Origin of the sequence: Modestobacter sp. L9-4 (genome assembly GCF_019112525.1) — a bacterium.
Classification (GTDB): domain Bacteria; phylum Actinomycetota; class Actinomycetes; order Mycobacteriales; family Geodermatophilaceae; genus Modestobacter.
In genome coordinates this window covers 2,884,976-2,896,694 of the sequence record NZ_CP077800.1, presented here as the reverse complement: position 1 = coordinate 2,896,694, position 11,719 = coordinate 2,884,976, and the positions used below count along the sequence as shown (strand labels likewise).

General features: G+C 73.7%; 10 protein-coding genes. 3 read left to right on the top strand and 7 right to left on the bottom strand.

Annotation, left to right across the window (positions count from 1 at the left end; translation table 11 throughout):
* Positions 1-18 precede the first annotated feature (18 nt).
* Positions 19-3,009, bottom strand: coding sequence for an AAA family ATPase (locus tag KUM42_RS20295; RefSeq protein ID WP_304610700.1), 2,991 nt, complete (start codon positions 3,007-3,009; stop codon positions 19-21).
* A gap of 41 nt (positions 3,010-3,050) precedes the next feature.
* Positions 3,051-3,179 carry a hypothetical protein gene (locus KUM42_RS20150; RefSeq protein ID WP_255557505.1) on the bottom strand — a complete coding sequence of 43 codons (129 nt, stop codon included), beginning with the start codon at positions 3,177-3,179 and terminating at the stop codon, positions 3,051-3,053.
* Between the two features lie 307 nt (positions 3,180-3,486).
* On the opposite strand from KUM42_RS20150, the gene KUM42_RS13590 reads away from it, so the two are divergent.
* Positions 3,487-4,911 (top strand): glucose-6-phosphate dehydrogenase (NADP(+)), encoded by a 1,425-nt coding sequence (locus KUM42_RS13590; RefSeq protein ID WP_237493066.1) that lies wholly within the window; start codon positions 3,487-3,489, stop codon positions 4,909-4,911.
* A 248-nt stretch (positions 4,912-5,159) separates the two neighbouring features.
* A complete protein-coding gene (locus KUM42_RS13585; RefSeq protein ID WP_237493065.1) occupies positions 5,160-5,783 on the top strand; it encodes a metal-dependent phosphohydrolase in 624 nt (207 codons plus the stop codon).
* Here the strand turns inward: KUM42_RS13585 and KUM42_RS13580 are convergent.
* Positions 5,755-6,030 carry a DUF4031 domain-containing protein gene (locus tag KUM42_RS13580; RefSeq protein WP_237493064.1) on the bottom strand — a complete coding sequence of 92 codons (276 nt, stop codon included), beginning with the start codon at positions 6,028-6,030 and terminating at the stop codon, positions 5,755-5,757. The genes KUM42_RS13585 and KUM42_RS13580 overlap by 29 nt on opposite strands.
* On the opposite strand from KUM42_RS13580, the gene KUM42_RS13575 reads away from it, so the two are divergent.
* Complete coding sequence (locus KUM42_RS13575) at positions 6,024-7,055, top strand: Gfo/Idh/MocA family protein (protein ID WP_255557504.1); 1,032 nt, start codon at positions 6,024-6,026, stop codon at positions 7,053-7,055. The genes KUM42_RS13580 and KUM42_RS13575 overlap by 7 nt on opposite strands.
* Here the strand turns inward: KUM42_RS13575 and KUM42_RS13570 are convergent.
* From KUM42_RS13570 to thrC, 4 genes are all read right to left on the bottom strand, one after another.
* The gene (locus KUM42_RS13570; RefSeq protein ID WP_237493062.1) at positions 7,013-7,837 is read right to left on the bottom strand and encodes a DUF72 domain-containing protein; all 825 of its coding nucleotides are present in this window, start codon (positions 7,835-7,837) and stop codon (positions 7,013-7,015) included. The genes KUM42_RS13575 and KUM42_RS13570 overlap by 43 nt on opposite strands.
* Positions 7,838-8,104: 267 nt before the next feature.
* The gene (groL, locus tag KUM42_RS13565; protein ID WP_237493061.1) at positions 8,105-9,736 is read right to left on the bottom strand and encodes a chaperonin GroEL; all 1,632 of its coding nucleotides are present in this window, start codon (positions 9,734-9,736) and stop codon (positions 8,105-8,107) included.
* A 255-nt stretch (positions 9,737-9,991) separates the two neighbouring features.
* Entirely contained in the window at positions 9,992-10,192 is a 201-nt protein-coding gene (locus tag KUM42_RS13560; RefSeq protein ID WP_163611306.1) for a cold-shock protein, read from the bottom strand.
* 220 nt (positions 10,193-10,412) lie between these two features.
* On the bottom strand, positions 10,413-11,714 hold the full coding sequence (thrC, locus tag KUM42_RS13555) for a threonine synthase (RefSeq protein WP_237493060.1): 1,302 nt from the start codon (positions 11,712-11,714) through the stop codon (positions 10,413-10,415).
* Between the last annotated feature and the right edge of the window lie 5 nt (positions 11,715-11,719).

The window sequence follows — 11,719 nt, the reverse complement described above, 5'->3', positions numbered from 1 at the left end:
TGCCCACCCGGAACCGGATCAGCCGAGCAGCCCGCGGGCGGCGGCGACGGCCACCGCCTCGGTGCGGCCGGAGACGCCGAGCTTGGCCAGGATGTTGCTCACGTGCACGCTCGCGGTCTTCTCGCTGATGAACAGCGCCGCGCCGACCTGCCGGTTGGTGCACCCGCGGGCCAGCAGCGCCAGCACCTCGGCCTCCCGCGGCGTCAGCACGGCACCCGGCTCGGTCGTGCGGACCCCGGGCAGGTCGAGCCGTCCCCGGCGGGCGAGCGCCTCGACCGCCGTCCGCAGCGGCACCGCGCCCAGGCGTACCGCCACCTCGTGGGCCCGTCGCAGCTCGTCGCCGGCTGCCGGCCGGTCGTCCACCGCCAGCAGGGCCTCGGCGAGGCGGAACCGGCTCACCGCCTGCTCCGGGACGTGCCCGTAGCCGAACGCCTCGACCACCGCGCGCCACAGCTGCGGGGCGGCGCGGCCGTGGAGCCGGCTCACCTCGGCCGCGAGCCGGTGCTGCCACGCCAGCGCCTCGACCCCCAGCGGCCCGATCAGCGGCACGTACTCGGCCACCACCTGCTCGGCCAGCTCGGCGAGCGCCTCGCCCTCGCGGACCCACCGGGTGAGCACGTCGACCTGACCGGTCGTCCTCGCCCGGGCCGCGGCGTCGGCGACCACCGAGAGCGCGCTCGTCAGCAGCCGCAGCGACCCGAGCCGGTCGCCGCCCCACAGCTCCTGCATCCGCCGGTCGGCCCAGGTCGCCCGCCGCACCGCCTCGTCCGGCTCACCGTCCTGGGCGGCCAGCTCGACCTCCGCGGTGACGGTGGCCAGCATCAGCGACAGGTGCACGTCCAGCCGGTCGGTGAGGTCGCGCGCCCAGGCGAGCCGGGGCCGCGCGGCCGGGTCACCCCGACCGGTCAGCACGAGCAGCCCGTTCGCGCGGACGTGGGAGGCCATCTCCGGCACCCGGGCCAGCTCGTCGGCGAGGGCGAGGGCGGCGTCCCAGTCGCCGGCGGCGTGGCGGGCGAGCACCTCCAGGTGGCGCACCTCGGCGGCGTAGAACGACCACTCCACGGCCAGCTCCCGGGCCCGGACGACGGCCGGACCGGTCACCGCGAGCGTGCCGGCGACGTCGCCGGCGTCGTAGGCGGTGATCGCGAGGTTGAACAGCACCCGCATCTCCACGTCCGCGTCCCCGGACCGGCGAGCGCGCAGCAGCGCCTCCTGCAACCGCCGCTGCACCGCTGCCGGGTCGTGCACCCGCTGCATCCTCGCCAGGGACACCGCGGTGTCGGCCCACGCGCTGTCCAGGCCGAGGGCGTCGGCGGCGGCCAGCGCCTCCTCCCCGGCGCTGGTCGCCTCCTCGGGGCGGCCCACCGCCCAGCTGGTACGGGCGTGCGTGGCCGCCGCCCAGGTGCGCACCACCGAGGGCGGGTCGGCCGGCACCAGGGCCAGGGCGGCCGTGCTCTCCCGGTGGGCGGCCTCCTGGTCCTCGATCCGGGTCAGCGTCTGGGCCAGCGTGTGGTGCACCCGGGCCCGGTCGGCCGGGTCCCCGGCCGGGCCCAGGACGCCCTGCGCCGCGCGGAGCAGGGCCACGGCACGGTGCACCTCACCGGCGACCCGGGCCGACGCGGCCGTGTCCACCAGCAGCTGCCAGTGCGCCCGCCCCGCCCGTCCGGCCGCGTCGGGCACCACCGGCCACAGCGCCAGCGCGGCCTCCAGGTGCTGCAGCTGCTCGGCCGGGGCGCCCACCCGCCCGGCGGCCGCGGCGGCGTCCAGCGAGGCGGTCAGCGCCCCGGGCAGGTCGTTGCTGGCCAGCAGGTGGTGCGCGCGCTCGGCGGCCGTCCCGGTGCCGGGGTGGTCGGCCAGGTGGGTGGCGACCGCGCCGTGCAGGCGCACCCGCTCACCGGGCAGCAGGTCGGCCAGCACCGCCTCGCGCAGCAGGGCGTGGCGGAACAGGTAGCGGCCGTCGTCGGCGACGACGAGCAGGTGGTGGTGGACCGCCTCGGCCAGCGACCGCTCCAGCTGTGCCGCGGCCTGCCCGCTCACCGCCAACACCAGCTCGTGCCGCACCCGGCGCCCGGCGACGGCGGCGACGCGGAGGACCTCCTGCGCCTCCGGGGAGACCGTCTCGACCCGGGCGAGCAGGACGTCGCTGAGACCCAGCGGCAGCTCCTCGCCGTGCAGACCGGCCGCCAGCAGCTCCTCGGCGTAGAACGCGTTGCCCTCGGCGCGGGCCACCACGTCGTCGACCACGCGGTCGCTCGCCCCGCCGCGCGCCGCGGCCAGGCCCCGGACGAGGCGCTCCACGTCGGCGTCGGGCAGCGCCGCCAGCTGCAGGCGCTCGACCCCGGGCAGCCGCACCAGCTCGGCCAGCAGCGGGCGCAGCGGGTGCCGCCGGTGCAGGTCGTCGGCCCGGTAGGAGGCGATGACGGCGACCGGTTCGTCGACCAGCCGGGCCAGCAGGTACCGGAGCAGGTCCCGGCTGGACCGGTCGGCCCAGTGCAGGTCCTCCAGCACCACGACCAGCGGCTGCTCGGCGGCCAGCTCCCCCAGCAGCGCCGCGACCGACTCGAACAGCTGCAGCCGACCGTCGTCCGCGGGCCGGCCCAGCGCCCGGTGGGCCGACAGCAGCGGCCCCCCGAGGTCGGCCGCAGCGGGGACCGGCTGGTCGGGTGCCACCGTCCGGACGCGGCCGGTGAGCACGTCGGTGAGCTGCGGGTACCGGTCCAGCACAGCCCGCAGGACCGGGTCGGCGGCCACCGGGCGCAGCAGGTCGACGAAGGGCAGGTAGGACAGGCCGACGTCGCCGAGGTCGACGCAGTGGCCGACCAGCACCCGCACCCCGCGCGCCGTCGCGCGGGCACCCAGCTCCTCGAGCAGCCGGCTCTTGCCCACGCCGGCGTCCCCGGCCACCAGCACCGCCGAGGACCGCCCGGAGGCCGCCCGGTCGACGTGCTGGAGCAGCCGGTCGAGCTCAGCGGCCCGACCGACGAGCGGGGTGTCGTCCCAGCGTGGCACGCCGCCGATCGTGGCACGGCCCTCCGACGACCAGGTGGCGGTCAGGCCCGCCGCCGCCGGCCGCGCGTCCAGCTGCCGCGCCAGCTGCCCTGGCCGGCGGACGACCGGATCAGCTGGTGTCGCCAGGCCAGCTCGGCCTCCAGCGCCGGGTCCACGTGGTGTGCGCTCACGGTGTCCTCCTCGATCGGTGCCTACGAGGAGGACCGTCGTCCTGAGGTGGGGTGCCGGGCATCGGTCGGTCACGCAGTCCTGGCGGCCGATCGGGTGCCCCTCGGTCTGAGGTCCTCAGCCGACGCCGCGACGGGGATGGAAGAAAACCCGGCTGCACGGTGTCTCACCTGGGGACGCGCTCCCCTGAGGGGTGAGCCCTTCCACGAGTGGGCAGACTGTCGCCCACGAAGGCCGTGCAGCGCCGCACGGGCCGATGACCTCCGGCCTCCCGTCCCACGGAGACCGGCCGCGCCCGAGAGGATCAACGTGCCCGACAACGGGACGACCACCGACCTGTCCCCCACCGTCTTCGTGCTCTACGGCGCCACCGGAGACCTGGCGCGCCGCATGGTGCTGCCGGCGTTCTACCAGCTGGCCCAGCACGGCCTCCTCCCTGCGGACTGGCGCCTGATCGGCAGCGGCCGCGGCGAGCGCAGCGACGAGGACTTCGTCGACCACGTGAAGGGCGCCCTGGAGGAGTTCGCCTCCGGCACCGAGGACGGCCCGTGGGAGGAGTTCAGCCAGCGGCTGCGCTTCGCCGGCGGCGGGTTCACCGAGGAGGACCCGGGCCAGCTGCTCGACGCCGTCGACACCGCCCGCAAGGAGCTCGGCGACGAGGCGCAGCTGGTGCACTACCTGTCGCTGCCGCCGAAGGCGTTCACCGGCTACACCAAGGCGATCGGCAAGCACGCCCTGGCCGATGGCGCCCGGATCGTCTACGAGAAGCCGTTCGGCGCCTCGCCCGAGGGCTTCCGCGAGCTCGACGAGCTGGTGCACTCGGTGTTCGACGAGGAGCAGGTCTTCCGCATCGACCACTTCCTGGGCAAGGAGGGCACGCAGGACCTGCACGCCCTCCGCTTCGCCAACGGGCTCTTCGAGCACATCTGGAGCCGCGAGCACATCGCCCAGGTGCAGATCGACGTCCCCGAGGACCTCGACGTCGCCGACCGCGCCGAGTTCTACGACGCCACCGGCGCCACCCTCGACATGCTGGTGACCCACCTGTTCCAGGTCGCCGCCGAGGTCGCCATGGAGCCCCCGGTCAGCTTCAAGGCCGACGACATCCTCGCCGCCCGCGAGTCGGTGCTGTCGAAGTTCCGCCCGCTGCAGCCCGAGGACGTCGTCCTGGGCCAGTTCGAGGGCTACCGCGAGCTCGACGGCGTGCCGGACGACAGCGACACCGACACCTTCGTCGCCGCCCGGCTGTGCATCGACTCCGGGCGCTGGCGGGGTGTGCCCTTCCTGCTGCGCACCGGCAAGAAGATGGCCGCCAAGCAGCAGCGGGTCAGCCTGATCCTGCACCGCCCCAAGGGCCCGGTGGACGACGTCCCGGCCAACGGCAACGTCATCTCCCTGTCGCTGGCCGGTGCCGGCGCCGTGGACATCGACGTGATGGCCAAGAAGCCCGGCCCCGACCTGGCCATCACCCCCGCGCGGGTGTCGCTGGACCTGTCGAAGATCCCCGGCGGTGACCCGCTGCCGCCCTACGTCTCGCTGATCCACGACGTCCTGGTCGGCGACCGGTCGCTGTTCACCACCAGCGAGGGCCTGGCCCAGACCTGGCGGGCGCTGCAGCCGGTGCTCGACGCCAAGCCCGAGGTGCACTCCTACACCCCGGGCTCGTGGGGTCCGGCCGCTGCCAACGAGCTCGCCGGCGAGCACGGCTGGCTGCTGGGGCAGACCGAGGCCTGACGCACAGCACAACGGCCCCTCTCCGGAAGGAGAGGGGCCGTTCTGCTGCGTGGGTCCGGACCGGACGCTGGTCGCCTCGCGGCGGTTTGCACATCCGCAGCTCCAGCCCCCGACCGAGGTCGGGGCGGTGTTCCGCGGCGGCAGTTATCTAGTGGAGCCCGGGGACACAGGTCGCCCGGCCCGGACGTCCTCCACTCTACCCGCGCGACCGGTGCCGACACCCCGCACCGAGGTGTCAGACTCGGCGCGTGCCCGGCGTCGACTTCCCCGAGTGGGCGGCCCTGGCCGGGGACTCGCCCACCTCCCGCACCGAGTGGGCCGCCGTCGTCGGTGCGTGGTCCGAGCCGCACCGCCGCTACCACGACCTGGCCCACCTGGCCGCCGTCCTGGGCCTGGTCGACTCACTCGCCGCGCACGCCGCCGACCCCGCCGCCGTCCGGCTGGCCGCCTGGTACCACGATGTCGCCTACGACCCGCTCCGTACCGACAACGAGCAGGTCAGCGCCGACCGGGCGCACATCGGGCTGCTCGGGCTGGTCGAGCCCGGCACGGTCGCCGAGGTCGAGCGACTGGTCCTGCTGACCGCCGGCCACGACCCCGAGCCGGACGACTCGAACGGCGCCGTCCTGTGCGACGCCGACCTGGCCGTGCTGGCCAGCCCGCCGCAGGCCTACGTCGCCTACGCCACCGCGATCCGGGCGGAGTACGGCCACTACTCCGACGCCGACTTCACCACCGGCCGGATCGCGGTGCTCGAGCAGCTGCTCGCCCTGCCGGCGCTCTTCCGGACGCCGACCGCCCAGCAGTGGACGGCGCAGGCCCGGGCGAACCTGGCCGCCGAGCTCAGCCTGCTGCGCGCCCGGTCTTCTTGAGCCGCAGCCCCGCGCCCATCAGCCGCCGGAGGAGCTCGCGGGAGCCCACCGGCTCGGCCCCACCGGCCACCGCCACGTCGTAGAGCTCCTCGGGGACGTCGTAGTGGTCGCCCTGGAACGCCCGGCGCGGCATCCCGAGGTGCTCGGCCACGAAGGCGTGCAGCTCGTCGTAGCCGACGTCGCTGACCAGGTGCGACCACATGCGGCCCCGCCACGGCCAGACGGGACGGTCGATGAGCAGTGCCACCGGGTCAGTCTGCCTCCCGTAGCGTTCCGGCCATGAGCGAGATCCGCTGGGGCGTCGTCGGGCCGGGCCGCATCGCGGAGAAGGTGGTCGAGGACTTCGCCGTGGTCGAGGGCGCCCGCGCGGTCGCCGTGGCCTCCCGCTCGGCCGACCGGGCCCGCGACTTCGCCGACCGGCACGGCATCGAGCGGGCGCACGGCTCCTACGCCGACATCCTCGCCGACCCCGACGTCGACGTCCTGTACATCGCGACCCCGCACCCGCAGCACCACGCGATCGCCCTGGGTGCGATCGCCGCGGGCAAGGCGCTGCTGGTGGAGAAGGCGTTCACCGCCACCGTCGCCGGCGCCCGCGAGGTGGTCGACGCCGCCCGGGCCGCGGACGTGTTCGTCATGGAGGCGATGTGGACCCGCTTCCAGCCCGCCGTCGTCCGGCTGCGCGAGCTGATCGCCGACGGCGCGATCGGACAGGTGCGGTCGGTGCAGGCCGACCTGGGCGTGCAGCGGGAGTTCGACCCCAGCGACCGGCTCTTCGCGCGTGAGCTCGGCGGCGGGGCACTGCTGGACCTGGGCGTCTACGTCGTCTCGTTCGCCCAGATGCTTCTCGGGGACCCCGACACGGTGGCGGCCACCGGGTCGCTGTTCGACAACGGCGTGGAGGCCGAGGCCTCGATGCTGCTCGGCTACGCCGACGGCCGCTCGGCGTCCCTGATGACGTCACTGCACCACGCGACGCCCGGTCAGGCCCGGGTCTTCGGGACCGCCGGCTGGATCGACGTCCTCCCCCGCTTCCACCACCCGGCGACGATCGTGCTGCACCGGGTCGGTGCGGAGCCCGAGGAGATCACCCTGCCGCAGCTCGGCGCCGGCTACTCGCACGAGCTGATCGAGGTCACCGAGAGCCTGCGCGCCGGCCGCACCGAGAGCGCGGTCATGCCACTGGCCGACACCCTCGCGGTGCAGGACGTGCTCGAGCAGGCCGCCGCTCAGCTGGGCGTCACCTTCGCCGAGGACCCCGCCGCCCTCTGAGGCGCGGGCGGCCACGCCGTCCCGTCCGCCTCGGCCGTCGTGGGGACCCGGGTGTGCTCCCCGCCCGTCGCGCGGACGGCACCGGCGAACGTGACGGCGTCGACCGTGGCCGCGCCGCCGGGGTCGTTGTTGAAGTACACGAGCACGTCGTCGTGGCCGTAGGTGTCGGCCAGCCGCTGCGCCCACAGCTGCAGGGTCTCGGGCCGGTAACCCCAGCCCTCGGCCCCGGTGTGCAGCCGCAGGTAGCCCCACTCCGCCGTCCGCCACAGCGGGGCGACGGGCTGCTCGCCGCGGTCGGCCCAGCACAGCGCCGCGGAGTACCGCTCCAGCAGCGCCCGGACGTCGTCGGTCCACCAGCTCTCGTGCCGGGGCTCGACGGCCACCCGGGTGCCGGCGGGGAACTGGCCGAGGCACTCGCTGAGCAGGTCGACGTCGGCCTGCAGTGTCGGGGGCAGCTGGAGCAGGACGACGTCCAGCCGGTCGCCGAGGCCGGCCACCCGGTCCATCAGCCGGGCCACCGGCTCGGCCGGGTCGCGCAGCCGCTTCATGTGGGTGAGGAAGCGGCTGGCCTTGACCGCCCAGCGGTAGTCGTCCGGGGTGCGCTCGCGCCACGCCTCGAACGTCGTGCGCTCCGGCAGCCGGTAGAAGGCGTTGTTGCTCTCGACGGTGGCGAAGTGGGCGGCGTGGTGCTCCAGCCACAGCCGCTGGGGCAGGGCCGGTGGGTAGAAGCGACCGCGCCAGTCGCGGTACTGCCACCCCGACGTCCCGATGACCACTGTCACGAAGCCCGCCTACCCCGCCCGGCCCACCGGGGAACGGCGGTGGTCCGCGGTGATCACCCCGGGCTGGTGGTCGTCATCGGACGCGGGTGACCACCACCAGCCCGTGGTGATCACCCGCGCCGGCCCCGGGACGCCGACAGGGGCGGCCCCGCGAGTGCGGGACCGCCCCTGCCGGGCAGTGCTGGTGGTGCAGGCGCCGATGGAACGGCTACGTCGCAGGGACCCTCGGCGCGCGGAGCGCGTCGTGGGGGGCGACGTGGTCCTTCATCAGAAGTCCATGCCGCCCATGCCGCCACCCTCGCCGCCGCCCATGGGCGGACCGTTCTTCTCCGGCTTGTCGGCGATGACGGCCTCGGTGGTGAGGAAGAGCGCCGCGATGGAGGCGGCGTTCTGCAGGGCCGAGCGGGTGACCTTGGCCGGGTCGATGATGCCGGCCGCGATCAGGTCCACGTACTCGCCGGTGGCGGCGTTGAGGCCCCAGCCGATCTCGGAGTTGCGGACCTTCTCCGCCACGACGCCACCCTCGAGGCCGGCGTTGACGGCGATCTGCTTCAGCGGGGCCTCGAGCGCAACGCGCACGATGTTGGCACCGGTCGCCTCGTCGCCCTCGAGCTCGAGCTTGTCGAACGCGACGGTGACGGCCTGCGCCAAGGCGACGCCACCACCGGCGACGATGCCCTCCTCGACGGCGGCCTTGGCGTTGCGCACCGCGTCCTCGATGCGGTGCTTGCGCTCCCGCAGCTCGACCTCGGTGGCGGCACCGGCCTTGATCACCGCGACGCCGCCGGCCAGCTTGGCCAGCCGCTCCTGCAGCTTCTCGCGGTCGTAGTCGGAGTCCGACTTCTCGATCTCCGCGCGGATCTGGTTGACGCGACCCTGGATCTGGTCGGCGTCACCGGAGCCTTCGATGATCGTGGTCTCGTCCTTGGTGGTGACGAACTTGCGGGCGCGGCCCAGCAGCGACAGGTCGGCGGTGTCCAGCTTGAGGCCGACCTCCTCGCTGATGACCTGCGCGCCGGTCAGGATCGCGATGTCGCCGAGCATGGCCTTGCGACGGTCACCGAAGCCGGGGGCCTTGACGGCGACCGACTTGAAGGTGCCACGGATCTTGTTGACGACCAGGGTCGCGAGGGCCTCGCCCTCGACGTCCTCGGCGATGATCGCCAGCGGCTTGCCGGACTGCATGACCTTCTCCAGCAGCGGGAGGAGGTCCTTGACCGTGGAGATCTTCGAGTTGACGACCAGGATGTACGGGTCGTCGAGCACGGTCTCCATGCGGTCGGTGTCGGTCACGAAGTAGGCCGACAGGTGACCCTTGTCGAAGCGCATGCCCTCGGTGAGCTCGAGCTCGAGGCCGAAGGTGTTGCTCTCCTCGACGGTGATGACGCCTTCCTTGCCGACCTTGTCCATCGCCTCGGCGATGAGCTCGCCGATGGCCGGGTCCGCGGCGGAGATCGAGGCGGTGGCCGCGATCTGCTCCTTGGTCTCGACGTCCTTGGCGGTGGCCAGCAGGTACTCGGAGACCGAGGCGACGGCCTTCTCGATGCCCTTCTTCAGGGCCATCGGGTTGGCGCCGGCGGCGACGTTGCGCAGCCCCTCGCGGACGAGGGCCTGGGCGAGCACGGTGGCGGTGGTGGTGCCGTCACCCGCGACGTCGTCGGTCTTCTTGGCGACCTCCTTGACGAGCTCGGCCCCGATCTTCTCCCAGGGGTCCTCGAGCTCGATCTCCTTGGCGATGGAGACACCGTCGTTCGTGATCGTGGGGGCACCCCACTTCTTCTCCAGCACGACGTTGCGGCCACGGGGGCCGAGCGTCACCTTGACGGCGTCGGCGAGCTGGTTCATGCCCCGCTCGAGGCCGCGGCGGGCCTCTTCGTTGAACGCGATCATCTTGGCCATGTGGTGATGTCCTCCGAGCGTGGATCGCTGCACGGCCGGGTCCGGTGCCCGCGACGGACGGCACCGGCGCTGTGGACGCTCCTGCGGCCCACGCTCCGGTACCTCACCGATCCGACCTGGTTGGCACTCGGGTGCTCCGAGTGCCAGAAAGGAGTCTGGCACTCGACCCCGGCGAGTGCAAGGACGGGGGTCCCGGCCCAGGACGCGACGAGGCCCGGCCCCCGTGCGGGGACCGGGCCTCGTGGACCGCGGGGGTCAGGCGTTCTGGACGGCGTCCGCCTGGGGGCCCTTGGCGCCCTGGATGACCTCGAAGCTGACCCGCTGGCCCTCCTCGAGGCTCTTGTACCCGTCCATCTGGATGGACGAGTAGTGGACGAAGACGTCCTGACCGCCGTCGACGGCGATGAAGCCGAAGCCCTTCTCGGCGTTGAACCACTTCACGGTGCCCTGTGCCACGTGTGCTCCCACGTTCGTGCGGACGGCCCCTTGGTGAGTCGCGGGGCCGGGTGTCGCTCTTCCGCCCGCTGAGCACGAACGTGGAACGCTGACCGCGCGGAACGGTACAGCAGCGGGGTGTCCCAGGTCACCGCCCTGGAACGCGGTTCCCCCGACCGGGCGACAGGCCGCTGACCTGCCTCCCGGCGTCCGTCCGGACGCCGGGAGACGGGTGCGGCGCTCAGGCGATGAGACCGGCCTCGCGCAGCGACCTCAGCGACGGCTGCACGTGGTGCGTGGGGCCGACGACCGGCAGCAGCGGGTCCAGGGTCTTGAGGCCCTCGCCGGTGTTGAGGACGACGGTCTCCTTCGCCGGGTCGAGCAGGCCCTTCTCCACGAGCTGGCGCAGCACCGCGACGGTGACCCCGCCGGCGGTCTCGGCGAAGACGCCGGTGGTGCGGGCCAGGTCACGGATGCCCTGCACGATCTCGTCGTCGCCGACCCGGCCGACCGAGCCGCCGGTGCGCCGGATGGCGTCCAGGGCGTAGGGGCCGTCGGCGGGGTTGCCGATGTTCAGCGACTTGGCGATGCCCGTGGGCTTGACCGGCTTGACGACGTCCCAGCCGTTGTCGAACGCGGTGGCGATCGGGTCGCAGCCGGCCGACTGGGCGCCGAAGATCGTCCACTCGGTGTCCTCGACGATGCCGGCGGCCACCAGCTCCCGCCAGGCCTTGTCGACCTTGGTGAGCAGCGAGCCCGAGGCCATCGGGATCACGACCTGGGCCGGGATGCGCCAGCCCAGCTGCTCGGCGATCTCGTAGCCCATCGTCTTGGAGCCCTCGGCGTAGTACGGCCGGACGTTCTGGTTGACGAAGGCGGTGTCCTCGAACTCGTCGGTCTCGGCGAGCTCGCTGGTCAGCCGGTTGACGTCGTCGTAGTTGCCGTCGACGGCGATGAGCGCCTGCCCGTAGACCGCGGACTGGGTGATCTTCCCGGGCTCCAGGTCGCTGGGCACGAAGACGAACGAGGGCAGGCCCATCCGGGCGGCGTGCGCGGCCACGGAGTTGGCCAGGTTGCCGGTGGAGGCGCAGGCGATCTTGGCGTAGCCGAAGGTCTTGGCCGCGGTCGCGGCCAGGCTGACCACCCGGTCTTTGAAGGAGTGGGTGGGGTTGGCCGAGTCGTCCTTGACCCACAGACCGGCGGTGAGGCCGAGCTCGGCGGCGAGGCGGTCGGCCTTGACCAGCGGCGTCATGCCCGGGTCCAGGGTGACCCGGCTCGCCGGGTCGTGGCCCACGGGCAGCAGGGCGACGTAGCGCCAGATGTTCTGCGGGCCGGCCTCGATCTGCTGGCGGGTGACCGCCCGCATGAGGTCCTTGTCGTAGTCGACCTCGAGCGGGCCGAAGCACTCGGCGCAGGCGTGCTCGGCGATCAGGCCGAAGGTGGCACCGCAGTTGCGGCAGATCAGGCCGCGGGCGGGGTTCAGCGGGACCGGCCCACCCTCGGTGACGTCTGCCTGGGCGGAGCCGGGAGCGGTCATGGTCATGCGAC

Excerpts from the sequence above, each read along its gene's own strand:
- groL (WP_237493061.1), bottom strand. The coding sequence starts at position 9,736 with ATGGCCAAGATGATCGCGTTCAACGAAGAGGCCCGCCGCGGCCTCGAG.
- thrC (WP_237493060.1), bottom strand. The coding sequence starts at position 11,714 with ATGACCATGACCGCTCCCGGCTCCGCCCAGGCAGACGTCACCGAGGGT.